Source organism: Mesorhizobium sp. P2_D1, assembly GCF_056404455.1.
In genome coordinates this window covers 21,888-44,244 of the sequence record NZ_JBFUDZ010000040.1, presented here as the reverse complement: position 1 = coordinate 44,244, position 22,357 = coordinate 21,888, and the positions used below count along the sequence as shown (strand labels likewise).

Below are 22,357 nucleotides of genomic sequence, written 5' to 3'. Positions count from 1 at the left end.
GTCTGGAAATCGACAGCCGGACGGCGAGGGGGAAACGCTTAAAGATCGCGAAATGGTTATCGGCTGGTTTCGTGCTGTGTCGGCATTTGAGAGGTCGTCGGCCAGCACTGTTGTCGTGACGTCGCTTCCGCGGCCGCATGACGATGCATATCGGGGCCGCCTGCCCACCGATCCGGTCGTTTTTGCGATGGATTTTTCGCGCGGGCCGGACGACAGTCGGCCCACATCAAACGAGGYCCGATCATGACCGCAGCATTTCTCTCTCACATCGACAGCGAACTCGCGGGGCTCAAGTCGGCCGGCCTCTATAAATCCGAGCGGGTGATCTCTTCGACCCAGTCGGCGCAGATCGAGGTCGGCGGCCAGAAGGTGCTTAATTTCTGCGCCAATAACTATCTCGGCCTCGCCGATAGCGCCGACCTGCGTGCGGCGGCCAGCCAGGCGCTCGACCGCTATGGCTACGGCATGGCCTCGGTGCGCTTCATCTGCGGCACGCAGGAGGAACACAAGCAGCTCGAGGCGACGATTTCATCCTTCCTCGGCCTGGAGGACACCATCCTCTACGGCTCCTGCTTCGACGCCAATGGCGGCCTGTTCGAGACACTCCTCGGCGAGAACGATGCGATCATTTCCGATGCGCTGAACCACGCCTCGATCATCGACGGCGTGCGGCTGTCGAAGGCAAAACGCTTCCGCTACGCCAACAACGACATGGCCGACCTCGAAGCGCGGCTGAAGGAGGCGAAGGATTGCCGCTTCCGGCTGATCGCCACCGACGGTGTGTTTTCCATGGATGGCATCATCGCCAATCTAAGGGGTGTCTGCGACCTCGCCGACAAATACGATGCCATGGTGATGGTCGATGACAGCCATGCGGTCGGCTTCGTCGGCCAGAATGGCCACGGCTCGGCCGAGCATTGCGGCGTCGAGGGCAGGGTCGACATCATCACCGGCACGCTCGGCAAGGCGCTCGGCGGTGCATCCGGCGGTTACACATCGGGCAAAAGCCAAGTGGTCGACTGGCTGCGCCAGCGCTCGCGGCCCTATCTCTTCTCCAACACGCTGATGCCGGCGATCGCCGGCGCCTCGATCAAGGTGTTCGACCTGATCCGCAATGGCGACGCCTTGCGCGAACGCCTATATGCGAATGCGGCACGGTTCAGGTCGCAGATGGGCAAACTGGGCTTCACGCTGGCCGGGGCCGATCATCCAATCATTCCGGTGATGCTGGGCGACGCGACGCTGGCGCAGGAGATGGCGGCGCGCATGCTGAAGCGTGGCATCTATGTCATCGGCTTTTCCTTCCCGGTGGTGCCGAAGGGCCAGGCACGCATTCGCACGCAGATGTCGGCGGCGCACTCCAGCGCCGACATCGACCGCGCGGTCGAGGCGTTCGGCGCCGTCGGGCGCGAACTCGGGGTGATTTCCTGAAAGGCCGAAGTCGCAAAGCGATTCCGGAACAAGAGATTCAAGGGATAAAAGCATGTCGAACATGATGAAGGCGCTGGTGAAGGCCAAGGCTGAGCCGGGCATCTGGATGGAAGAGGTGCCGGTGCCGGAGATCGGCCCCAACGACGTGCTGATCAAGGTCAGGAAGACCGCGATCTGCGGCACCGACGTCCACATCTACAATTGGGACCAGTGGGCGCAAAAGACGGTGCCAGTGCCGATGGTGACAGGCCATGAATTCGTCGGCACGGTTGCCGATTTCGGCGCCGCGGTCACCGAATACAAGGTCGGCCAGCGCGTGTCGGGCGAAGGCCACATCGTCTGCGGCCACTGTCGCAACTGCCGGGCGGGCAGGGGGCATCTGTGCCGCAACACGCTCGGCGTCGGCGTCAACCGCCCCGGCGCCTTCGGCGAGTATCTGGCGATCCCGCAGCACAATGTCGTGCCGATCCCCGACGACGTGCCGGACGAGATCGCCGCGATCTTCGATCCCCTCGGCAATGCGGTTCATACCGCCCTGTCCTTCGATCTGGTCGGGGAGGATGTGCTGGTCACCGGGGCCGGGCCGATCGGCATCATGGGCGCGCTCGTGGCGCAATGCGTCGGTGCGCGAAAGGTGGTCATCACCGACATCAACCCGGTGCGGCTGGCGCTGGCGAAAAAGCTTGGCGTGCAGCACGTCGTCGACGCCTCGAAGGAAAAGCTGCGCGACGTCATGCCGGTGCTCGGCATGACCGAGGGTTTTGACGTCGGTCTCGAAATGTCGGGGGCGGCGCCGGCCTTCCGCGACATGATCGATACGATGAACAATGGCGGCAAGATCGCCATTTTAGGCATTGCGCCCACCGGCTTCGAGATCGACTGGAACAAGGTCATCTTCAAGATGCTGCATCTCAAGGGCATCTACGGCCGCGAAATGTTCGAGACCTGGTACAAGATGATCGCGCTGGTGCAGGGCCGGCTGGATGTTTCCGGGTTGATCACGCACCGCATCGGCATCGACGACTTCCAGACCGGCTTCGATGCGATGCGCAGCGGCAGTTCTGGCAAGGTGGTGATGGACTGGTAAGGCGCCGAGTAAAGAGGCGCAGCGATCCTTCGCGCCGACCGCTAGCGATCTAATTCTTGCCCAACGCTTGCTCCAGCGCGGCCAATCCTTCCGCGATTGCCATACGCTCGTTGACAGTCAACTTTTCCAGCAATTCCCGCTCGAACGCCTTCGCCAGCGGCACCATCTCACGATATGCCGCGAGCCCCGCCTTGGTCAGGGTCAGATGCTCGACGCGGCGGTCGTTTTCATCGGGAGTGCGCGTCAGCCAGCGCCGTCGTTCGAGTTCGGCAACGGCGCGTGACACCTTGGTCTTGTGCATGGCCGATTGCTTGCCGAGGGCTGTCGCCGTCATCGTGCCGTGCTGGCCCAGCCCCGAAAGGGTGCGCCATTCCGGCCGCGTCAGGCCATGGCTGTCCTTGTATATCCCCGCGAATTCCCGGCTGACCGCGTCGGCCAGGCGATAGAGCCGGTAGGGCAGGAAGTTTTCCAGGTCGAGGATTTCCATGGTTGCACATCCCGGCAGAAGCATTGGCATTGATAGTTACATTTTCGATGGTTACAAATGAAACCAGTTTGGTCAATTCCGGGAGGAAGCGATGGCCTTTTCCTACATGCCGGGCTTCGGCAACGACTTCGAAACCGAAACCTTGCCCGGCTCGCTGCCGCAGGGACGGAATTCGCCGCAGCGGCCGGCCTATGGCCTCTATGCCGAGCAGCTTTCCGGTTCGCCGTTCACCGCGCCGCGCGGCACCAATGAACGCTCCTGGCTCTATCGGATCCGTCCGAGCGTGAAGCACACCGGCCGTTTCAAACCGGCTGACTATCCATTATGGAAGAGCGCTCCCAATGTCGGTGATCACGAGCTGGCGCTCGGCCAGTACCGCTGGAACCCGGTGCCGATGCCGAAGGAGCCGACCGATTTCATCGCCGGCATGCGCAGCATCACCACCGCCGGCGACGTGCTTGGGCAAACCGGCATGGCGGCCCACGTCTATGTCGCCAACCGCTCGATGGTTGACGACCATTTTTTCAACGCCGATGGCGAGTTGCTCATCGTGCCGCAGGTCGGCGCCTTGCGCTTCGTCACCGAGATGGGCGTCATCGAGCTTCGGCCCGGCGAGATCGCCGTGCTGCCCCGCGGGCTTGTCTTCAAGGTCGAGCTGGTCGATGCCGAAGTGCGCGGCTATGTCTGCGAGAACTATGGCGCCAAGCTGACCTTGCCGGACCGTGGCCCGATCGGCGCCAATTGCCTGGCCAATCCGCGCGATTTCAAGACGCCTTGCGCCTGGTTCGAGGAGAAGGAGACACCGTGCCGGCTGACGGTGAAATGGTGCGGCAACTTCCATGTGACCGAGATCGGCCACTCGCCGCTGGACGTCGTTGCCTGGCACGGCAACTACGCACCCTACAAATATGATCTGGCCACCTTTTCGCCGGTCGGCGCCATCCTCTTCGACCATCCCGATCCGTCGATCTTCACCGTGCTGACGGCGCCCAGCGGCGAGGAAGGCACCGCCAACATTGACTTCGTCATCTTCCCGCCGCGCTGGTTGGTGGCGGAGGATACGTTCCGGCCGCCCTGGTATCACCGCAACATCATGAGCGAATTCATGGGCCTGATCCACGGCCAGTATGACGCCAAGGAGGAGGGTTTGGTTCCCGGAGGCATCAGCCTGCACAATCTGATGCTGGCCCACGGCCCGGATACGCCGGGTTTCGAAAAAGCCTCGCGCGCGGACCTGAAACCGGTCAGGCTCGACAACACCATGGCCTTCATGTTCGAGACCCGTTTTCCGCAGATGCTGACGCGCTACGGCGCCGAACTGGAAACCCGGCAGGACAATTACATCGACTGCTGGGCCGATCTGAAGAAGCGCTTCAACGGCACGCCCGAGGGCGACTGGTCTTGAGCGGCGAGCCGATGCCGGACCGGCTGGTGCTTTTGGGCTCGAAGGGCGGGCCGGCGCTGCGGCCAGGTGGCCGATGGCCGAGTTCGTCGCTGCTGCAGATGGGCGGTCGCAGCATTGTCATCGACTGCGGGCTTGGTGTGACGCGGGGTCTCGTCGATGCGGGCATCGGGCTGAAGGCGCTCGACCTGATCTTCATCACGCATCTGCATTCCGACCATGTGCTGGAACTCGGGCCGTTGGTCCACACCGCCTGGACGGCCGGTCTGGCCTCGCCCGTCAGCGTGTACGGTCCGCCCGGCACCGGCCATTACTGGCGGCGCTTTTGTCAGGCGATGGAATTCGACATCGAAGTCCGCATCGTCGACGAAGGCCGGCCGGATATTCGCGAGCTGGTTTCGATCAACGAATTCACCGAAGGCTTGATTGTCGAGCAACACGGCCTCGAGGTTTCAGCGCTGCGCGTCGACCATCCGCCGGTGACCGACTGCTTTGCGCTGCGCTTCGAACATGGCGGGAAAGGCGTGGTGTTCTCCACCGATACGGCCTTCTTTCCGCCGCTCGCCGATTTTGCCCAAGGCGCCGATATCCTCGTCCACGAAGCTATGCTGGAGGAAGGCATAGAGCGGCTGGTGGCCAAAACCGGCAATGGCGCGCGGCTGCGGGAACATCTGCTCGCCAGCCACAGCTTTGCCGAGGAGGCCGGGCGCATCGCCAGCGATGGCGGCGTGAAGAGGCTGGTGCTTAACCACCTCATTCCGGCCGACGATCCCGGGATCGGCGAGGCCGACTGGATCGCTGCTGTCAGGAAAACATGGGCCGGCGACTTGACGATCGCCAGCGACGGCCTTGTTGTGGAGTTCGCATGACCCTGAAAAGTGGAAACCGCTTTTCGCTGGAGATAATGCGTAAAACAAAAATCCAAAGCGGCGCCAAAGCCGTAACAGGAGAGGAAACCGCATGAAGCTTGCCACACTGAAGGATGGGACGCGTGACGGAAAACTCGTCGTCGTCTCGCGCGACCTGACACGCTTCACCGACGCCTCGTTCCTGGTGCGCACCCTGCAGGCAGCGCTGGACGACTGGCGGCGCATCGCCCCGCACCTCGCGACAATAGCGGAATCGCTGGAGAACAACGCGGTGCCGTCGGAGCGCTTCCACGAGCATGACGCGCACTCACCGCTGCCGCGCGCCTATCAATGGGCCGATGGCTCGGCCTATGTGAACCATGTCGAACTGGTGCGGAAAGCGCGCGGCGTCGAAATGCCGGCAAGTTTCTGGACCGATCCGCTGATCTACCAGGGCGGTTCGGATTCCTTCATCGCGCCGCGTGATCCGATCCGCATGGTCGACGAGGCCTTCGGCATCGACATGGAGGGGGAAGTCGCTGTCATTGTCGACGACGTACCTATGGGCGCCAGCCTCGATGAGGCACGCGCCGCGATCCGGCTGGTGATGCTGGTCAACGACGTGACGCTGCGCGCGCTCACCGGGCCGGAGCTCGCCAAGGGTTTCGGCTTCTTCCAATCAAAGCCGTCCTCGGCATTTTCACCTGCCGCGGTGACGCCCGATGAATTGGGCGACGCCTGGGATGGCGGCAAGGTCAGCCTGCCGCTGCTCGCCGACCTCAACGGCAAGCCGTTCGGCCGGGCCAATGCGGGCGTCGACATGACCTTCGATTTTCCGGCCCTGATCGTCCACGCCGCAAGGACGAGGCCGCTGGTATCGGGCACCATCATCGGTTCCGGCACCGTCTCCAACAAGCTCGACGGCGGACCAGGCAAGCCTGTCTCGGCCGGCGGCGCCGGCTATTCCTGCATCGCCGAACTGCGCATGATCGAGACCATTGTATCAGGCGCGCCCAAAACGCCGTTCCTGCGCTTCGGCGACACGGTGCGCATCGAGATGAAGGACAGGACCGGTCATTCGATCTTCGGCGCCATCGAGCAGAAGGTCGAGAAGTACGAGAGGTGAGGGAATGACGGGGGAAGCATTCTATCTGCTGGCGGGCGTCTGGGCGCTTGCCATACTGGCCGTGTTCACCCTGGCGATCCGGTTGAGCTACCGCATCGAGGCGCGCTCGCCGGACCTGACCAACCGCAGCGGCTTTCCGCGCAAGGCGATGATGTTCCACACCATCACCAACATGAAAGTCGCGCGGGACGCCGAGACGCAAGGCTTGCGGCGGCGCATGAACAGGCTGCTGCTAATCGTTCTCGCCGGATTTGCGGTTATGTGGGCGGGCCTGTATCTGGTTCGGTCAGCCGGATGAACCTGCTGGATCATCTGCGCCGCATGGCCGGCAACAATCTCTGGTCGAACGATCGGCTGTACCGTGCTGTTTTGCAGCTCAAGCCCGGCGAATTCGCAGCCGAACGCACCAGTTTTTTCCCGTCGATCGAGGCGACGCTCAACCACATCCTTGCGGTCGATCTTCTCTATCTCGATTTTCTCGAAGAGGGCGGCGTCGGTGCTGCCGCCCATGACGATTTTGTGCCAATCGACGAGCCGCAGGCGTTGTTTGCCGCACAGGTCGCCGCGGACCGTCGCCTGATCGCTTTTTGCGACCGGCTCTCGGCAGCCGATCTCGATCGTCAGGTCGTCACCGACCGGCGCAAGGACGGCATGATCCCCGAGCGCATCGGCGACATCCTCGCGCATGTCTTCCTGCATGACATCCACCATCGCGGCCAGGTGCACGCGATGCTTTCCGGCACGTCGGTCGCGCCGCCACAGCTCGATGAATTCCTGCTCGACTACGATATGAGGCTGAGGAAAGAAGAGGTCGAGCGGCTGGGCCTCAAGATCTGATTTGGCGCATGACCCGAAACCAGGGTCATGCGCTATCCGCTCGACCTGAAGCCTACTCCGCCGCCTGAACCTTGATCACGCCGCGCTTGATCTGGTCCTGCTCGATCGATTCGAACAGGGCGCGGAAATTACCCTCGCCAAAGCCTTCGTCGCCCTTGCGCTGGATGAACTCGAAGAAGATCGGCCCGATAACGGTTTTCGAAAAGATCTGCAGCAGGATCTTGGTCATGCCGCCGTCGACCACGCCTTCGCCGTCGATCAGGATGCCGTGCTTCTTCATGCGTTCGATCGGCTCGTCGTGGCCGTTCACGCGATCATAGGACATGTCGTAATAGGTTTCCGGCGGGCCGGGCATGAACTTCAGTCCGTTCTCGGCCAGCCGGTCGGTGGCGGCGTAGATCTCGTCGGTGCCCACCGCAATGTGCTGGATGCCTTCGCCATTGTACTTCTTCAGATACTCGGCGATCTGGCTGGTCTCGTCCTTGGATTCGTTGAGCGGGATGCGGATCTTGCCGCAGGGCGAGGTGATGGCGCGGCTGACCAGCCCGGTGATCTTACCGTCGATATCGAAGAAATGGATCTGCTTGAAGCCGAACAAATTGCGGTAGAAATCCCACCATTTGTCCATCTGGCCGCGATAGACATTGTGGGTGAGGTGGTCGAGAAAATAGAAGCCGACGCCTTGCGGCCGCGGGTTGCGCGCGCCGAGCCACTCGAACTCGGCATCATAGGCCGAGCCCTTCTTGCCATAGGTGTCGATGAAATACAGCAGCGAGCCGCCAATGCCGACGATGGCCGGCACGTCGAGCGCCTTGTCGTCGCCTTCGTAAGGCGTGGCGCCCTTGGCAACGGCGTGGTCGAAAGCGTGCTTGGCATCGACCACCCGCCAGGCCATCGATGCAGCACAAGGGCCGTGCTTGCCGGCGAACTTCATCGCATGTGAGCCCGGCTCGGCATTGACGACATAGTTGATGTCGCCCTGGCGCCAAACGGTGATGTCTTTCGTGCGGTGCTTGGCCACCGCGACATAGCCCATGCGGGTGAACAGTTCGGCGAGCTTTTCGGGCTCCGGATGCGCGAACTCGACAAACTCGAACCCATCCGTGCCGGCGGGGTTGTCCTTGCTGATCTTGGCGGGCGGGGCGTCGTGCGGGAAGGGGCCCATGATAGTCTCCGGATATGGCTTGGCCTGAAACGGCCACCTGACGCCATCATAGCGCGGAGCCGGCGCATGGTGCTTGCATTCAAACGCTTGAAATGATCAGTTCATGCGTAAAGCGTGCACGAAAGGGCATAAATCCATGGATGAGACGCGCATTGATCAATTTGACCGCAAGATAATGGCGCTCTTGCAGGGCGATGCGGGGCTGACCAACAACGATTTGTCGGAGCGGGTGAACCTGTCGGCGTCACAATGCTCGCGCCGCCGCCAGCGGCTGGAGGAGGACGGCTATATCAAGGGCTATCACGCCGTGCTCGACCGCGACAAACTCGGCTTTTCCCTGGTCAACRTCATCTCGGTGACGCTCGCCACCCACAATCGCGACAATGCCAGGCGGTTCGGCGAACTGGTGGCGCGGCTGCCCGAGGTGCAGGAAGCGCACGCGTTGACCGGCGAGATGGACTACATCCTGAAAGTGGTGACACCCGACCTGAAGTCGCTATCGGAATTCGTCAACGGCGTGCTGCTGCCGCACGAATCTGTGCAGCATGTGAAGACGGCGATCGTGCTCGAGACGCTGAAGGAAACCGGCGCGCTGCCGATTTGAACCTTGGGTCGATTTAACCCTTCGACTGCTGGATCAACCCATACAGATTGGTGCAGCGCGCGCCGGAGCGGCAATAGGCGAACACCGGGCCTTGGAGCTCGTCGAGCGCCTCGGCTTGATCCTCGACATTCTCGGCCGTGATCTGGCCGCTGATGACGGGGATGTAGCGGAAGGCCATTCCGGCGGCCTCGACCGCGGCTTTGAGCGTGTCGGCCGAAGGCTGGCCGGGCTGCTCGTCATCGGGCCGGTTGCAGATGACGCTCCTGAAGCCGGCCTCCTTGATGGCGGTGACGTCTTCGGGCTGGATCTGGCCTGAGACCGAATAGGCCTCGCTGATCTCGCGGTATTCCATGGCTGTATCCTCGCAATCTGATTTGGCGAGAAGTCTTGCCACTCTCCGGCGGAACCGGCAACTACTTCCTATGCCGCGGCCGGCTGAGCAAGCCGTGACCTCGCGAAACGCGCCACGACGATGCCGGCGATCACCGCCGTGCCAAAGATCGCCGTCGCGGAGGAGCCGAGACCAAGCGCGGGAATGGCGCCGCCGGGACAGAAGCCGGCGATGCCCCAGCCGATGCCGAAGACAGCGGCGCCGCCGGCCAGCTCCGCGTCGATGGTGCGCGTCGTCGGCGGGGCGAACGCGGCTTCGAACACCGGTGACTTACGGCGCCGGAATATCAGGCGGTAGCCGGCGAAGGCGACCGCAAGGCCACCACCCATGACGAAGATCAGGCTCGGGTCCCAGCTACCGGCGATGTCGAAGAAGTTCAGCACCTTGGCAGGATTTATCATCCCGGACACGGCGATGCCGAGGCCGAAAATCCCACCGATCAGAAATGCCGAGACGAGCTTGTTCACGGGCTCAGCCTCCGATCACGTGGCGGATGATGAAGACGGTGACGAAGGCTGTGACCATGAAGATCGCGACGGCGACGATCGAGCGTGGCGATAGCCGCGCTATGCCGCAAATGCCGTGTCCGCTCGGGCAGCCGCCACCGAAATGCACGCCGATGCCGACCAGGAAGCCGCCACCGACAAGTGCCAGCGTCGACACGGGCACGCTGAAGGCGATGTGTCCGCCGACCGTCTGATAGAGAAGCGGCGCCGCCACGGCGCCGGCGAGAAAGGCGGCGCGCCAGCGCCATTCAGGCGAAAGCGGCGGGATGACGCCGGTCAGAATGCCGGTCATCCCGGCAATCCGCCCATGCAGTGCCATCAAGAGCGCTGCCGACAGGCCAATAAGAGCGCCGCCAAGCAGCGACTGGAAAGGCGTAAAGTCTGTCATGTGATGCCGGCTTTTGATCCACGGTCGATCCGCGTCTTTGCGCAACTCGACACCATAGCGCAGATAGGCATTTCCGGCGCGGAATCCAGCTCAAACTGCCAGAGTGCAAACAGAAAGGCGGAGACCGGCTCCGCCTTTCCGGGGAGGGCGCGTCAGCTGCCGAGGATGGCGCCTTTGATCTGACGGATGTTGTTGTGCATCATGTCGATATAGGTCGAGGCCGGGCCGTCGGGCTGCGACAGCGCATCCGAATAGAGCGTGCCGCCGACCTTGATGCCGGTCTCGCTGGCGATCTGCTCGATCAGGCGCGGATTGGTGATGTTCTCGACGAAGATCGCCGCCGCCTTGTCCTGCTTCACCTGGTCGACCAGCCTGGCGACATCGGCGGCGGACGGTTCGGAGTCGGTCGAGATGCCTTGCGGGGCGAGGAAGGTCAGGCCGTATTCGTGCTCGAAATAGCCGAAGGCGTCATGCGAGGTGATGACGACGCGCTTCGCTTCGGGGATCGAGGCGATCGCGGCCTTCACTTCGCCTTCGACGGCGTCGAGCTTCTTTGTGTAGGCGGCAGCATTGGTCTGGTAGCTGACGCAGCCGTCGGAGTCGGCGGCGCAGAAGGCTTCGGCGATGTTCGCCACGTAGATCTTGGCATTGGTGATCGACTGGAAGGCGTGCGGATCGGTGACCGTCTTGCCGCCGCCGGTGCCGGCACCTTCGGCGGCGTCGGCGAATTCAGGCTTGAAATCGATCGGCGTCACGCCCTTGGTCAAGGTGACGATCGACGCCTTGGTGGCGGTGGCATCGACCAGCCGCTGCAGAAAACCCTCGAAATGCAGGCCGTTGACCAGCACGATGTCGGCCTTGGCCATCGCCACCGCGTCAGCCGGGCTCGGCTCGTAGACATGGGCATCGCCGTCCGGTCCGACGATGGTGGTGACATCGATGCGGTCGCCACCGACATTTTTGGCAAAATCGGCAATGACGGTAAAGCTGGCGACCACTTTCAGCGGTGCCGCGAAAGCCGGCGAGGTGCCAACGGCAGTTAATGTTATAACGCTCATCGCCAAGGCGGCACGGATCGATTTCAGCATGGACGGGTCTCCTTCTAGGGGCGGGGGATCAGGCCGTTCTGTGACGGTGATGGACGATGCGGGCGCGCAGGATGCCGCGCGTGCCGAACAGGATCGAGGCGAAATAGACCACGCCGGCCGACAGGATGATGGCCGGGCCGGACGGTAGCGACGCGTGATAGGACAGAAGCAGCCCGGCGATGCAGGAGGCAAAGCCGATCAGCACCGCCAGCACAACCATCGGCTCGACGCGCACGGTCCAGAAACGGGCGGCTGCCGCCGGCAGCATCATCAGTCCGACCGATAGAAGCGTGCCGAGCGCCTGGAAGCCGCCGACGAGGTTGAGCACAACGAGGCCGAGGAAGATGAAATGCACCGGGCTGCCGAGCCGGCTGACCGAGCGCAGGAACAGCGGATCGAGGCATTCGGCGACCAGCGCCCGCCAGAAGATGGCGAGGCTGACCAGCGTCACCGCCACAATGCCGCCGATCAGCGTCAGCGCTTCGTTGTTGAGCGCCAGCACGGTGCCGAACAGCACATGCATGAGATCGACGCTGGAGCCGCGGATCGACACCATCAAGACGCCGATGGCGAGCGAAATAAGGTAGAAGGCCGCCATCGAGGCGTCTTCGCGCTGGATGGTGAAGCGCGAGACGGCGCCGGCGCCGAGCGCCACGATGACGCCGGCGATCAGCCCGCCAATGGTCATCGGCAGGATTTCCAGGCCGTAGAGCAGGAAGCCGGCGGCGGCACCCGGCAAGATGGCATGCGCCATGGCGTCGCCGGACAGGCTCATGCGCCGCAGCATCAGGAACACGCCAACCGGGCAGGCGCCGAGCGACAGCATAAGCGAACCGATCAGAGCCCGCTGCATGAAGCCGAAATCGGCGAAGGGCGCGATGAAGAGACCGTAAAGCGTGTCCATCAGGCAGCCCTCGGTCCGGCACCGTGGTGATGGTCATGCCCGTGTGCGTGGCCATGATGGTCGTGATCGTGGTCATGAGCATGCCCGTCCGGCTCGCACCATGGCGCATTCTCTTCCCAGGCTTCGTGGAAGCGGCGTGCGCGCAACAGGTTCTCCGGCTTCAGCGTTTCCCTGGTTTCCCCCCAGGCAATCGGCTGGCGGGCAAGCAGCAGCGTTTCGGGGAAATTCTGGCGCACCAGGTCCAGATCGTGGACGACGACCAGGATGGTGCGCTCTTCGCCATGCCAATGCTTGATCAGCGCGATCAGGTCGCCGACCGTCTTGGCGTCGACCGCGTTGAACGGCTCGTCGAGCAGGATGAGGTCAGCGTTCTGCAGCAGCACTCGCGCAAACAGCGTGCGTTGCAACTGGCCGCCTGACAGCGTGTCGATCGGCCGCTTTTCGAAGCCGCCGAGACCGACGGCCATCAGCGCCTGGCTGACGGAATCGCGATCTTCCCTGGTGTGACGACCGAGCAGGCCCCGCCGTGGCCACAGGCCGAGCGAGACCAGGTCAACCACCCGCGCCGGGAAGGAGCGGTCGAGTTCCGATTGCTGCGGCAGATAGGCGGCACGCACGCCAGGCGCGCGGATGACTTCGCCGGCCATCGGTTTCAGGACGCCGACAATGCCTTTCATCAGCGTCGATTTGCCGGAGCCGTTGGCGCCGACCACCGCAGTCAGCGAGCCTTTGCGAATCGTACCGTCAAGATGATGGATCGCCGGGTGGCTGCCGTAGCCAAGCGTCAGGTCGCGGAAGGTCAGGCAGGTATTTGTCATTCTGCGATCCGTGAGGGCAGCGAAAACGGGCTGCTGGTAGCGGCCGATTGGATATGTGATGTTATTACATTAGTCAACAAGCCAATCGGGCGGAATTGCTACTGCCGGTCAACTTGCCGTGTGTGGACATCACACGCCCTTGGCCCAAAGGGATTTGCCAAGGGATTTGACCGGGCGACCTTGCCCGAAGCCGGCCGCAACCTTAAAGAAGCGCGACCACAAAGGAAGGAACCTCCCATGAGCATTCGTCGCATCGATGTTGGCCCGCGCATGAGCCCGATCGTCATCCACGGCAATACCGTCTATCTGGCCGGCCAGGTTGGTCAGCCGGGCGGCAACGTCGCGTCGCAGACCAGGGATGTCCTGGCGACCATCGACGGACTGCTGGCCAAGGCCGGCTCGGACAAGACCAAGATCCTGCAGGCGATCATCTGGCTGGCCGACATGAGCACCTTTGCCGAAATGAATGCCGAATGGGACAAGTGGGTGCCGCAAGGCAACACGCCGGCCCGCGCCACCGGCGAAGCAAAGCTTGCCGGACCGGAATATCTGGTCGAGATCATTATTACGGCGGCGGTTTGACTTCTACACCCCCGTGGGGAGGTCGAACGAAGGTCCGGGTAGGGGTCGGCGCCCCACCCCACTGCTTCGCAGCGCCCCCCACAAGGGGGAGGGTAAAAATTACCCCTGTGACGGCCTGAATCGCGCCACCAGCGTGTGGCTGTCGGCGGGGTAGGTGAAGCGCACATAAGTGACCGGATGTTCGGCACTCCAGGTCCGCCGCTCGACCACCAGGCAGGGCGCGCCGGCCGCAATGTCGAGTGCCGCCGCGACCTGCTTGTCGGCGCCGACCGCACGGATGCGGTGCTCGGCTTCGCTCCACGGCACGCGGCCGATCAGCCACGGGCTGGGTGCGATGGCCAGGAATTCCTCGTCTGATGCTTCCGGCACGGCGGTCAGGTTGATCAGCCGCAGCTCGTGCGCGAACGGCCGCTTGCCGGCGAAATGCCGGCATTCCAGGGCCAGCACCGGCCCGGCGGCATCGAGTTCCAGCAAGGCGCGATCCTCGGCGTCACTGCGCCTTTTGTGGCGCGCCACGCGCTCGTAGCGATAAAGCAGCCCGAGTGCTTCAACCTCGACCCGGATGTCATGGATCTCCAGCACCGCAGCCTGCGACTGCGGTTGGCGGACAAAGCTGCCTGAGCGGCGGCGCCGCTCGATCAGCCCCGCCTTGGCAAGCTGCGACAGCGCCTTGTTCACCGTCATGCGCGAGCAATTGTATTGCGCGCTCAGTTCGTGCTCGAACGGGATGCGATGGCCGGGCGCCCAGGCGCCGGACAGGATCTTTTCGCTGATGTCGGACAGGATGCGCTGGTGCAGCGAGACGCCGCCTTCCGCATCCGCTGTCTCGATCATGCTCATGCCGAAAGCGCCGTCATCACGCTGCGAAACCGCTCGGCGATGGCCTCGCGCCTTGCATGACGGCCGCCGCTGACCTGCTTGTTGCCGTGCACCCAGACGCAGTCGACCTTGCTGCCATTGGCGAAGATCCAGGCATCGAGGATCGCGTCACCGGTCTTGCCGGCCAGCGAGGGGTGATTGCCGTCGAGCGAGACGAGATCGGCGGTTGCGCCGGCGGCGATTTGCGAGGCGCCGGCGCCAAGGGCGGCGCTGCCGCCGTCGAGCGCGGCATCGAACAGCGCGCGTCCGGTCGAGCCGCCGGCCACCGCCAGCACATTGCGGGCGCGGTGCGCAAGGCGCTGCGAATATTCAAGCTGCCGCAACTCGTCGGGCAGGCCGATCAGCACATTGGAATCGGAGCCGACGCCGAAGCGGCCGCCATGCTCCCCGAACAGCGGCGCTGCAAAAGTGCCATCGCCAAGATTGGCCTCGGTGATCGGACAAAGGCCGGCGATCGCGCCGCTCCTGGCCATCGCGACCGTCTCGGCATCGGTCATGTGCGTGGCGTGGATGAGACACCAGCGTTGGTCCACTTTCGCGTTGGCCAGCAGGAATTCGACTGGTCGCGCGCCCGACCAGGCAAGGCAGTCCTCGACTTCCTTCACCTGCTCGGCGACGTGGATATGGACCGGCCCATCCGGCGCCATGGCGGCCACCTCAGTCAATTCGTCCGCTGTCGCGGCGCGCAAACTGTGCGGAGCGACGCCGACAACAGCTTGATTCAAAGTGCGAACGCATTCCCGGCTTTTCTCAAGAAGCCTGGAGAAGCGATTCACATCGTTGATGAAACGCCGTTGGCCTTCGTTGGGCGCAGCGCCTCCGAAAGAAGAGTGCGCGTAGAACACCGGCAGCAGCGTCAGGCCGATGCCGGTTTCGCCGGCCGCCGCCGCGATGCGCTCGGCCATCTCGGCAGGGTTGGAATAGGGTTGTCCGTCGCGGTCGTGATGCAGATAGTGAAATTCGCCGACGCGTGAAAAGCCGGCCTCAAGCATCTCAACATAAAGCTGCGCGGCAACCGCCTCGACCTGGTCGGGCGTCATCGACAGGGCGAAGCGATACATCACCTCGCGCCAGCTCCAGAAACTGTCGGCGGAAGGCCCGCGAAGCTCGGCCAATCCGGCCATGCCGCGCTGGAAGGCATGGCTGTGCAAATTGGGCATACCGGGCAGCAGGATCGCGTGGCGTTCGTCGCCGGCCACGGTGGTCGCACCCGGCTCGACAGTTGTTATGCGTCCCTTGGCCAAGGTGATCCGCACATTGCTGTGCCAGCCATTGGGAAGGAGCGCCTGTTCCGCGAAGATGTCAGTCACTTTTCTCTCCGGTTCCCTGTCTCATATGCGATGATGGCACTTGCAGTGCGTTTCAATATGTATATACATAATCGCCACCGATTGAAACGGAAAAGATGATGGCTGCAGAGAGCAAAAGCCGGGCAGGGGGTCTTCGTCTATGGCGCAATGCACGCCTGGCGACCATGGCCGAGGGAGCCGCCGGACTTGGCGTCGTCGAACACGGCGCGGTCGCGGTTCGTGATGGCCGCATTGTCTATGCCGGCCCTGAATCGGGCATGCCCGCAGCGCTTGCCCAAAATGTCGAGACGATCGATTGCGAGCAGCGCTGGATCACGCCCGGCCTGATCGACTGCCATACCCATCTGGTCCATGCCGGCAACCGCGCCAATGAATTCGAGATGCGGCTGGCCGGCGCCACCTATGAAGAGGTCGCCAGGGCCGGCGGCGGCATTGTCTCCTCGGTCAAATCCTTGCGTGCCGCCAGCGAGAGCGATCTGGTCGCGCAGTCGCTGCCGCGCCTCGATGCGCTGATCGCCGACGGCGTGACGACGGTAGAAGTAAAGTCGGGCTATGGGCTCGATCTGGAAAACGAAAAGAAGTCGCTCCGCGCCGCACGGCGGCTGGGCGGTGAGCGGCCGGTGACGATCCGCACGACCTTCCTCGGCGCCCATGCGTTGCCGCCGGAAGCCAAGGGCGACAAGGACGCCTTTATCGATCTGGTCGCAAGAGAAATTCTCCCGGCGGTTGCCGCCGAGGGGCTGGCCGATGCCGTCGACGGGTTTTGCGAAGGCATTGCCTTTTCTCCGGAGCAGATGGCGCTCGTGTTCGATGCCGCCAAGGCGGCAGGCTTGCCGGTCAAGCTCCACGCAGACCAGCTCTCCAACCTGCATGGTGCCGAACTTGCCGCTCGCTATGGTGCGCTGTCGGCCGATCATCTCGAATACACCGACGAGGCAGGCGCCATGGCGATGGCGAAGGCGGGAACCGTGGCGACGATCCTGCCCGGTGCCTACTATTTCATTCGTGAGACCAAGAAGCCGCCGGTCGGCCTGTTCCGCCAGCACGGCGTCAGGATGGCGGTCGCCACCGACAACAATCCCGGCACCTCGCCGCTGACCTCGCTGTTGCTGACCATGAACATGGCGGCGACCTTGTTCGGCCTGACGGTCGATGAATGCCTGGCCGGCGTTACCCGCGAAGCCGCCCGCGCGCTCGGCCTGCTGGGAGAGACCGGCACGCTCGAAGCCGGCAAATTCGCCGATCTGGCGATCTGGAACATCGAGCGCCCCGCTGAACTCGTCTACCGCATGGGCTTCAACCCGCTGCATGCCCGCATCTGGAGAGGACAATGACCGAACTGACCCTGAAGCCTGGCAATGCGACGCTGGCCGACTGGCGCGCCATCTACCGTGGCGCCGTGCCCAAGCTTGACGATGCCTGCCAGCCAAAAATCAAGGCGAGCGCCGAGGCCGTCGCCAGGATCGTCGCAAAGGGCGAGCCGGTCTATGGCATCAACACCGGCTTCGGCAAACTGGCCAGCGTCCGCATCCCCGCCGCGGACCTCGAGACCTTGCAGCGCAACATCGTGCTGTCGCATGCCGCCGGCGTCGGCGAGCCGATGCCCGTCGCTGTTTGCCGGCTGATGATGGCGCTGAAGTTGGCCAGCCTGGCGCAGGGCGCCTCCGGCGTGCGGCCGCAGACCATCGAGTTGCTTGAAGCGATGCTTGCAAACGACGTCATCCCGGTGGTCCCGGCGCAAGGCTCCGTCGGCGCCTCCGGCGACCTTGCCCCGCTGTCGCACATGACGGCGGTGATGATCGGCGTCGGCGAATGCTTTACCCCGCATGGCCGTTTCCCGGCCAAGGTCGCCTTCGTTTCGCACGGGCTGGAGCCAGTGACATTGGGCGCCAAGGAAGGCCTGGCACTGCTCAACGGCACGCAATTCTCGACGGCCTATGCGCTGGCTGCATTGTTCGAGGCCGAAGTGCTCTACCAGTCGGCGCTGGTCGCCGGCGCCTTGTCGACCGATGCGGCAAAGGGCTCCGATGCGCCCTTCGATCCGCGCATCCATCAACTGAGAAAGCATCGCGGCCAGATCGAGACGGCGGATGCGCTGCGCAATCTGATGGCCGGCAGTGCCATCCGTGAATCACACCGCGTGGGCGACGAGCGCGTGCAGGATCCCTATTGCCTGCGCTGCCAGCCGCAGGTGATGGGTGCGGCACTCACCGTCCTGCGTCAGGCGGCGGACACGCTGGGCACCGAGGCCAATGGCGTCACCGACAATCCGCTGATTTTCGCCGAGGACGATACCGCACTTTCCGGCGGCAATTTTCATGCTGAGCCGGTGGCCTTTGCCGCCGACATGATCGCGCTCGCCGTCTGCGAGATCGGCTCGCTGTCGGAGCGGCGTATCGCCATGCTGGTCGATCCCGCGCTGTCCGGCATGCCGGCCTTCCTGACGCCCAAGCCCGGCTTGAATTCCGGTTTCATGATCCCGCAGGTGACGGCGGCGGCGCTCGTTTCGGAGAACAAGCAGAAAGCCTATCCGGCCAGCGTCGATTCCATCCCGACCTCGGCCAACCAGGAAGACCACGTTTCGATGGCAGCGCATGGCGCGCGCCGGCTGATCGGCATGGTCGAGAATGCGACGGCGGTGATCGGCATCGAACTGCTGGCCGCGACGCAAGGATGCGATTTCCATGCGCCGCTGGCGTCGAGCGCTGCCCTGGAAGCGGTGCGCAAGCTGGTCCGGGCCGAGGTGCCGCATCTCGACAATGATCGGCATTTCCATCCTGATATGGAAAAAGCCATCGCCATGGTGCGCAGCGGCGCGACCGTCAAGGCAGCCGGCGCGGTAACACTGCCTTCGATCTCGGGAGCCTGAACATGACCGACTGGCTTACAGTGACGGAAGGCACGGCACCTCTGCTGGTGTCGATCCCGCATACCGGCATCGATCTCGCCGGCATCGACAACCGGCTGGTCTCACCCTGGCTCGGTCGCCGCGACTGCGACTGGTGGATCGACCAGCTCTACGATTTCGCCGCCGGCCTTGGCGCGACGGTCGTGCATACGTCGATCTCGCGCACCGTCATCGACGTCAACCGCGATCCCTCAGGCGCCTCGCTCTATCCGGGGCAGACGACGACGACGCTTTGCCCGACAGAGACTTTCGACGGTGACCCGCTTTACCTGCCCGGCGAGGAACCGATGCCGGCGGAAATCAGCCAGCGCTATCAGTCGTATTTCGCACCCTACCATGAGATGTTGGGGGCGCAGGCCATCAGGCTGCGCGGCCTGCATCCGAAGGTCGTCATCTATGATTGCCACTCGATCCGATCGGTTCTGCCGCGTCTGTTCTATGGCACGTTGCCGGTGTTCAATCTCGGCACCAATGACGGCCAGACCGCCGATCCGGTGCTGCAGGGCCTGGTCGGCCAGATCATGGCCGAAAGCGGCGACAGCTACGTCATCAACGGCCGTTTCAAGGGTGGCTGGATCACGCGCTACTTCGGCAATCCGCAAGGCGGCTTCCATGCGCTGCAGATGGAACTTGCCGATCGCGGCTACTTGCATGAGCCCGAGGGCAAGGGTGAACCGGACAATTGGCCGGTGCCCTATGATGCCGCGTTCGCCGCACCCATGGCCGCGAAGCTGAAGAAGATTCTCGAGACCGCGATCACCTGGACGCAGAGCTGACATCGAAACATCGGGAGGATGTCATGAACCGCCATGCCAGGATCGGCTTTCTCGCCATTCTGTTCGCAGCGACGCCGGTTTTCGGCGCGTCCGCCGATGAGGTGACGATGAAGGGCGCCAACATCCTCGCCACCTTGAAAGGCGCTCATGTCGAAGGGCCGGACTGGACACAGAGCTTCGACGACGGCGGCGCCACCATCTACACAAAAGGCGGCACCCAGTCTCCCGGGCGTTGGGATGTTCGTGGCGACCAGTACTGCTCGCTATGGCCGCCTTCGGATGTCTGGGCCTGCTACGCCATGACCATCGATACTTCCGACCCTGCCCATGAGCAGGTCACCTGGATCAGTGCTGACGGCCACCGCAACGCCGCGCACCTCATTCGAAAGGGACAATGATGAACAATCCTCGCCACAACATCCGCGAAGTCCGCAGCCCGCGCGGCACGGAAATCAGCGCCCGCTCCTGGTTGACGGAGGCGCCGCTGCGCATGCTGATGAACAATCTCGACCCGGACGTCGCCGAAAACCCCAACGAGCTGGTTGTCTATGGCGGCATCGGCCGGGCGGCGCGCACCTGGAACGACTTTGACCGCATCGTCGCCTCGTTGAGGACGTTGGCCGATGACGAGACCTTGCTTGTGCAGTCGGGCAAGCCGGTCGGCGTCTTCCGCACCCATCCCGACGCGCCGCGCGTGCTGATCGCGAACTCCAACCTGGTGCCGCACTGGGCGACATGGGAAAAGTTCAACGAGCTCGATAAGAAGGGCCTGATGATGTACGGCCAGATGACGGCCGGCTCGTGGATCTACATCGGCACGCAAGGTATCGTGCAGGGCACCTACGAGACCTTCGTCGAGGCCGGCCGCCAGCACTATGGCGGCAATCTCAAGGGCAAGTGGATCCTGACCGGCGGCCTCGGCGGCATGGGCGGCGCCCAGCCGCTCGCCGCAGTCATGGCCGGCGCCTGCTGCCTGGCCATCGAATGCAACCCGGATTCGATCGATTTCCGCTTGCGCACCCGCTATGTCGACGAGAAGGCCGAGACGCTCGACGAGGCGATGGCGATGATCGAGCGCTGGACCAAGGCAGGCGAGGCGAAGTCGGTAGGCCTGCTCGGCAATACGGCCGAGATCGTTCCGGAAATGTTCAGGCGCGGCATTCGCCCCGATATGGTCACCGACCAGACCTCGGCCCACGACCCCATCAACGGCTATCTGCCCAAGGGCTGGACGATGGCTGAGTGGCGTGAGAAGCGCGTCAGCGACCCGAGGGCAGTTGAAAAAGCCGCCCGCGCCTCGATGCGCGAACATGTCGAGGCGATGGTGGCGTTCTGGAACGCCGGCGTGCCGACGCTCGACTACGGCAACAACATCCGCCAGGTGGCCAAGGAGGAGGGATTCGAGAACGCCTTTGCCTTCCCCGGCTTCGTGCCGGCCTATATCCGACCGCTGTTTTGCCGCGGCATCGGCCCGTTCCGCTGGGCGGCCCTGTCGGGCGATCCCGAGGATATCTACAAGACCGACGCCAAGGTACGCGAACTGACGCCCGGCAACACCCATCTGCACAACTGGCTCGACATGGCGCGCGAGCGCATCGCCTTCCAGGGCCTGCCGGCGCGCATCTGCTGGGTTGGTCTTGGCGACCGGCACAGGCTCGGCCTCGCCTTCAACGAGATGGTGGCCAAGGGCGAGCTCAAGGCGCCTGTCGTCATCGGCCGCGACCATCTCGATTCCGGCTCGGTCGCCTCGCCGAACCGCGAGACGGAATCGATGAAGGACGGTTCGGACGCGGTGTCCGACTGGCCGCTGCTCAACGCGCTGCTCAACACCGCATCGGGCGCCACCTGGGTGTCGCTGCACCATGGCGGCGGTGTCGGCATGGGCTTCTCACAGCACGCCGGCATGGTCATCGTCGCCGACGGTACGCGTGAAGCGGCCAGGCGCCTCGAGCGGGTGTTGTGGAACGACCCGGCGACCGGCGTCATGCGCCACGCCGATGCCGGTTACGACATCGCCGTCGAATGCGCGAGGGAGCACCAGCTCAACCTGCCCGGCATTCTCGGGTGATGGACTGACTGATGCGCGTCCTGCGGGTAGCCGGATACAAGTCCATGCCGTGGAAGAACGGCGGCGGGGTGACGACCGAGGTCGCCGTCTCGCCTGCCGACGCCGGGCTAAATGACTTCGACTGGCGCGTCTCGATGGCGCGCGTCGAAGGCAGCGGTCCGTTCTCGCAATTTGCCGGTATCGATCGCACGCTTGCAGTGCTCGAAGGCGAGGGCATCGTGCTGGATATTGCTGGCCGCCCGCCGATATCAGTCACCAGGGCGACCGCCCCACTTTCCTTCCCAGCTGACGTGGCGACCGCGGCCGCGCTGATCGGCGGGCCGATCACCGACCTCAATGTCATGACCCGCCGCAGCCGGATGACGCATTCGGTCGAACGCCTTATGGTTTCGAGCCCTGTGGAAATCAGGACGGGGACCGGGACGACTCTCGTCCTGTGTTTGAACGGCGAAGTCACCGTTCCCGGCACCGAGCCGGTCCACCTCGGGCCGCTCGACACGCTGCTGCCCGGCCCGGACACCGCCAGCCTCTTTATCCAGCCCGTCCAGGAGACGACGCTGTTCGTGATCCGGATCGGCGGCATCTCCGGCAACGATTAACGCTTGTTTCCAAACATGATCGCGATGCCGGCGAAATATAGCGTAAGCTATCGGCGGCATCACGAAAAAGCCTGAATCCTCCCCGTCGATCGAGCTTGACGGGAGAAGGGGCGCTCGTCTTGGAATTTTTGCTGAGAGATAACGCCCTGTCGT

25 protein-coding genes are annotated in these 22,357 nt (G+C 63.6%); 15 read left to right on the top strand and 10 right to left on the bottom strand.

The genetic code is table 11. The features are described from left to right. Window positions 1-243 precede the first annotated feature (243 nt). Window positions 244-1,431 (top strand): glycine C-acetyltransferase, encoded by a 1,188-nt coding sequence (locus AC1D0I_RS24190; RefSeq protein ID WP_457151996.1) that lies wholly within the window; start codon window positions 244-246, stop codon window positions 1,429-1,431. 52 nt (window positions 1,432-1,483) lie between these two features. Beyond that, window positions 1,484-2,518: an L-threonine 3-dehydrogenase gene (tdh, locus tag AC1D0I_RS24185; protein ID WP_477398234.1), complete on the top strand. Its 1,035-nt coding sequence runs from the start codon at window positions 1,484-1,486 to the stop codon at window positions 2,516-2,518. 49 nt (window positions 2,519-2,567) lie between these two features. On the opposite strand, the gene AC1D0I_RS24180 is transcribed toward tdh, so the two are convergent. Beyond that, on the bottom strand, window positions 2,568-3,005 hold the full coding sequence (locus AC1D0I_RS24180; RefSeq protein WP_477398232.1) for a MarR family winged helix-turn-helix transcriptional regulator: 438 nt from the start codon (window positions 3,003-3,005) through the stop codon (window positions 2,568-2,570). Window positions 3,006-3,096: 91 nt separating this feature from the next. On the opposite strand from AC1D0I_RS24180, the gene hmgA reads away from it, so the two are divergent. The 5 genes from hmgA (at window position 3,097) to AC1D0I_RS24155 (ending at window position 7,218) form a co-directional block, all read left to right on the top strand. Next, on the top strand, window positions 3,097-4,410 hold the full coding sequence (gene hmgA, locus AC1D0I_RS24175; protein ID WP_477398230.1) for a homogentisate 1,2-dioxygenase: 1,314 nt from the start codon (window positions 3,097-3,099) through the stop codon (window positions 4,408-4,410). Window positions 4,411-4,421: 11 nt separating this feature from the next. Beyond that, the gene (locus AC1D0I_RS24170) at window positions 4,422-5,276 is read left to right on the top strand and encodes an MBL fold metallo-hydrolase (RefSeq protein WP_477398248.1); all 855 of its coding nucleotides are present in this window, start codon (window positions 4,422-4,424) and stop codon (window positions 5,274-5,276) included. 91 nt (window positions 5,277-5,367) lie between these two features. Beyond that, complete coding sequence (locus AC1D0I_RS24165) at window positions 5,368-6,381, top strand: fumarylacetoacetate hydrolase family protein (RefSeq protein ID WP_477398228.1); 1,014 nt, start codon at window positions 5,368-5,370, stop codon at window positions 6,379-6,381. A gap of 4 nt (window positions 6,382-6,385) precedes the next feature. Then, window positions 6,386-6,679 (top strand): hypothetical protein, encoded by a 294-nt coding sequence (locus AC1D0I_RS24160; protein ID WP_477398226.1) that lies wholly within the window; start codon window positions 6,386-6,388, stop codon window positions 6,677-6,679. Then, a complete protein-coding gene (locus tag AC1D0I_RS24155) occupies window positions 6,676-7,218 on the top strand; it encodes a DinB family protein (protein WP_477398224.1) in 543 nt (180 codons plus the stop codon). The genes AC1D0I_RS24160 and AC1D0I_RS24155 overlap by 4 nt, the downstream gene beginning before the upstream one ends. Before the next feature lie 52 nt (window positions 7,219-7,270). Here the strand turns inward: AC1D0I_RS24155 and hppD are convergent, their stop codons facing one another. Then, window positions 7,271-8,383 carry a 4-hydroxyphenylpyruvate dioxygenase gene (hppD, locus tag AC1D0I_RS24150; RefSeq protein ID WP_477398222.1) on the bottom strand — a complete coding sequence of 371 codons (1,113 nt, stop codon included), beginning with the start codon at window positions 8,381-8,383 and terminating at the stop codon, window positions 7,271-7,273. Between the two features lie 136 nt (window positions 8,384-8,519). On the opposite strand from hppD, the gene AC1D0I_RS24145 reads away from it, so the two are divergent. After that, complete coding sequence (locus AC1D0I_RS24145) at window positions 8,520-8,987, top strand: Lrp/AsnC family transcriptional regulator (protein ID WP_477398220.1); 468 nt, start codon at window positions 8,520-8,522, stop codon at window positions 8,985-8,987. 13 nt (window positions 8,988-9,000) lie between these two features. Here AC1D0I_RS24145 and AC1D0I_RS24140 read toward each other — a convergent pair whose 3' ends face one another. The 6 genes from AC1D0I_RS24140 to aztA all read right to left on the bottom strand — a co-directional run bounded on the left by AC1D0I_RS24140 (window position 9,001) and on the right by aztA (window position 13,082). Then, window positions 9,001-9,339, bottom strand: coding sequence for a protein tyrosine phosphatase family protein (locus AC1D0I_RS24140; RefSeq protein WP_477304483.1), 339 nt, complete (start codon window positions 9,337-9,339; stop codon window positions 9,001-9,003). Window positions 9,340-9,407: 68 nt separating this feature from the next. Next, the gene (locus AC1D0I_RS24135) at window positions 9,408-9,845 is read right to left on the bottom strand and encodes a DUF6691 family protein (protein ID WP_477398218.1); all 438 of its coding nucleotides are present in this window, start codon (window positions 9,843-9,845) and stop codon (window positions 9,408-9,410) included. 4 nt (window positions 9,846-9,849) lie between these two features. After that, entirely contained in the window at window positions 9,850-10,272 is a 423-nt protein-coding gene (locus AC1D0I_RS24130; RefSeq protein WP_477398216.1) for a YeeE/YedE family protein, read from the bottom strand. A gap of 152 nt (window positions 10,273-10,424) precedes the next feature. Next, on the bottom strand, window positions 10,425-11,360 hold the full coding sequence (aztC, locus tag AC1D0I_RS24125; protein WP_477398214.1) for a zinc ABC transporter substrate-binding protein AztC: 936 nt from the start codon (window positions 11,358-11,360) through the stop codon (window positions 10,425-10,427). A gap of 28 nt (window positions 11,361-11,388) precedes the next feature. After that, window positions 11,389-12,264, bottom strand: a complete 876-nt coding sequence (aztB, locus tag AC1D0I_RS24120) for a zinc ABC transporter permease AztB (RefSeq protein ID WP_477398212.1) — start codon at window positions 12,262-12,264, stop codon at window positions 11,389-11,391. Beyond that, a complete protein-coding gene (aztA, locus tag AC1D0I_RS24115; RefSeq protein WP_477398210.1) occupies window positions 12,264-13,082 on the bottom strand; it encodes a zinc ABC transporter ATP-binding protein AztA in 819 nt (272 codons plus the stop codon). The genes aztB and aztA overlap by 1 nt, the downstream gene beginning before the upstream one ends. Window positions 13,083-13,319: 237 nt before the next feature. On the opposite strand from aztA, the gene AC1D0I_RS24110 reads away from it, so the two are divergent. Next, window positions 13,320-13,664, top strand: coding sequence for a RidA family protein (locus tag AC1D0I_RS24110; protein WP_095085854.1), 345 nt, complete (start codon window positions 13,320-13,322; stop codon window positions 13,662-13,664). 99 nt (window positions 13,665-13,763) lie between these two features. Here AC1D0I_RS24110 and hutC read toward each other — a convergent pair whose 3' ends face one another. Further along, complete coding sequence (gene hutC / locus AC1D0I_RS24105; protein ID WP_477398208.1) at window positions 13,764-14,504, bottom strand: histidine utilization repressor; 741 nt, start codon at window positions 14,502-14,504, stop codon at window positions 13,764-13,766. Further along, window positions 14,501-15,853: a formimidoylglutamate deiminase gene (locus AC1D0I_RS24100; protein ID WP_477398206.1), complete on the bottom strand. Its 1,353-nt coding sequence runs from the start codon at window positions 15,851-15,853 to the stop codon at window positions 14,501-14,503. Before AC1D0I_RS24100 ends, hutC begins: the two co-directional genes overlap by 4 nt. Window positions 15,854-15,951: 98 nt before the next feature. Here AC1D0I_RS24100 and hutI point away from each other — a divergent pair, with 98 nt between their 5' ends. The 6 genes from hutI to AC1D0I_RS24070 are packed head-to-tail and all read left to right on the top strand — an operon-like array spanning window position 15,952 to window position 22,204. After that, entirely contained in the window at window positions 15,952-17,187 is a 1,236-nt protein-coding gene (gene hutI, locus AC1D0I_RS24095) for an imidazolonepropionase (protein ID WP_477398204.1), read from the top strand. Then, window positions 17,184-18,722 carry a histidine ammonia-lyase gene (hutH, locus tag AC1D0I_RS24090; RefSeq protein ID WP_477398202.1) on the top strand — a complete coding sequence of 513 codons (1,539 nt, stop codon included), beginning with the start codon at window positions 17,184-17,186 and terminating at the stop codon, window positions 18,720-18,722. The genes hutI and hutH overlap by 4 nt, the downstream gene beginning before the upstream one ends. A gap of 2 nt (window positions 18,723-18,724) precedes the next feature. Then, entirely contained in the window at window positions 18,725-19,537 is an 813-nt protein-coding gene (gene hutG / locus AC1D0I_RS24085) for an N-formylglutamate deformylase (protein WP_477398200.1), read from the top strand. 23 nt (window positions 19,538-19,560) lie between these two features. Further along, window positions 19,561-19,935, top strand: a complete 375-nt coding sequence (locus AC1D0I_RS24080; protein WP_477286417.1) for a hypothetical protein — start codon at window positions 19,561-19,563, stop codon at window positions 19,933-19,935. Then, window positions 19,932-21,605: a urocanate hydratase gene (gene hutU / locus AC1D0I_RS24075; RefSeq protein WP_477398198.1), complete on the top strand. Its 1,674-nt coding sequence runs from the start codon at window positions 19,932-19,934 to the stop codon at window positions 21,603-21,605. Before AC1D0I_RS24080 ends, hutU begins: the two co-directional genes overlap by 4 nt. Before the next feature lie 11 nt (window positions 21,606-21,616). Then, a complete protein-coding gene (locus AC1D0I_RS24070; protein ID WP_477398196.1) occupies window positions 21,617-22,204 on the top strand; it encodes a HutD/Ves family protein in 588 nt (195 codons plus the stop codon). Window positions 22,205-22,357 lie beyond the last annotated feature (153 nt).

Bases quoted from the DNA above. Each gene is read 5' to 3' on its own strand.
- AC1D0I_RS24190 (WP_457151996.1), top strand. From the start codon at position 244: ATGACCGCAGCATTTCTCTCTCACATCGACAGCGAACTCGCGGGGCTC.
- hppD (WP_477398222.1), bottom strand. From the start codon at position 8,383: ATGGGCCCCTTCCCGCACGACGCCCCGCCCGCCAAGATCAGCAAGGAC.
- AC1D0I_RS24140 (WP_477304483.1), bottom strand. From the start codon at position 9,339: ATGGAATACCGCGAGATCAGCGAGGCCTATTCGGTCTCAGGCCAGATC.
- hutI (WP_477398204.1), top strand. From the start codon at position 15,952: ATGGCTGCAGAGAGCAAAAGCCGGGCAGGGGGTCTTCGTCTATGGCGC.
- AC1D0I_RS24170 (WP_477398248.1), top strand. From the start codon at position 4,422: ATGCCGGACCGGCTGGTGCTTTTGGGCTCGAAGGGCGGGCCGGCGCTG.
- AC1D0I_RS24130 (WP_477398216.1), bottom strand. From the start codon at position 10,272: ATGACAGACTTTACGCCTTTCCAGTCGCTGCTTGGCGGCGCTCTTATT.
- AC1D0I_RS24155 (WP_477398224.1), top strand. From the start codon at position 6,676: ATGAACCTGCTGGATCATCTGCGCCGCATGGCCGGCAACAATCTCTGG.
- AC1D0I_RS24080 (WP_477286417.1), top strand. From the start codon at position 19,561: ATGAACCGCCATGCCAGGATCGGCTTTCTCGCCATTCTGTTCGCAGCG.
- aztA (WP_477398210.1), bottom strand. From the start codon at position 13,082: ATGACAAATACCTGCCTGACCTTCCGCGACCTGACGCTTGGCTACGGC.
- aztC (WP_477398214.1), bottom strand. From the start codon at position 11,360: ATGCTGAAATCGATCCGTGCCGCCTTGGCGATGAGCGTTATAACATTA.
- AC1D0I_RS24180 (WP_477398232.1), bottom strand. From the start codon at position 3,005: ATGGAAATCCTCGACCTGGAAAACTTCCTGCCCTACCGGCTCTATCGC.
- tdh (WP_477398234.1), top strand. From the start codon at position 1,484: ATGTCGAACATGATGAAGGCGCTGGTGAAGGCCAAGGCTGAGCCGGGC.
- aztB (WP_477398212.1), bottom strand. From the start codon at position 12,264: ATGGACACGCTTTACGGTCTCTTCATCGCGCCCTTCGCCGATTTCGGC.
- hutC (WP_477398208.1), bottom strand. From the start codon at position 14,504: ATGAGCATGATCGAGACAGCGGATGCGGAAGGCGGCGTCTCGCTGCAC.
- hutH (WP_477398202.1), top strand. From the start codon at position 17,184: ATGACCGAACTGACCCTGAAGCCTGGCAATGCGACGCTGGCCGACTGG.
- hmgA (WP_477398230.1), top strand. From the start codon at position 3,097: ATGGCCTTTTCCTACATGCCGGGCTTCGGCAACGACTTCGAAACCGAA.
- AC1D0I_RS24160 (WP_477398226.1), top strand. From the start codon at position 6,386: ATGACGGGGGAAGCATTCTATCTGCTGGCGGGCGTCTGGGCGCTTGCC.
- AC1D0I_RS24110 (WP_095085854.1), top strand. From the start codon at position 13,320: ATGAGCATTCGTCGCATCGATGTTGGCCCGCGCATGAGCCCGATCGTC.
- AC1D0I_RS24070 (WP_477398196.1), top strand. From the start codon at position 21,617: ATGCGCGTCCTGCGGGTAGCCGGATACAAGTCCATGCCGTGGAAGAAC.
- hutG (WP_477398200.1), top strand. From the start codon at position 18,725: ATGACCGACTGGCTTACAGTGACGGAAGGCACGGCACCTCTGCTGGTG.
- hutU (WP_477398198.1), top strand. From the start codon at position 19,932: ATGATGAACAATCCTCGCCACAACATCCGCGAAGTCCGCAGCCCGCGC.
- AC1D0I_RS24165 (WP_477398228.1), top strand. From the start codon at position 5,368: ATGAAGCTTGCCACACTGAAGGATGGGACGCGTGACGGAAAACTCGTC.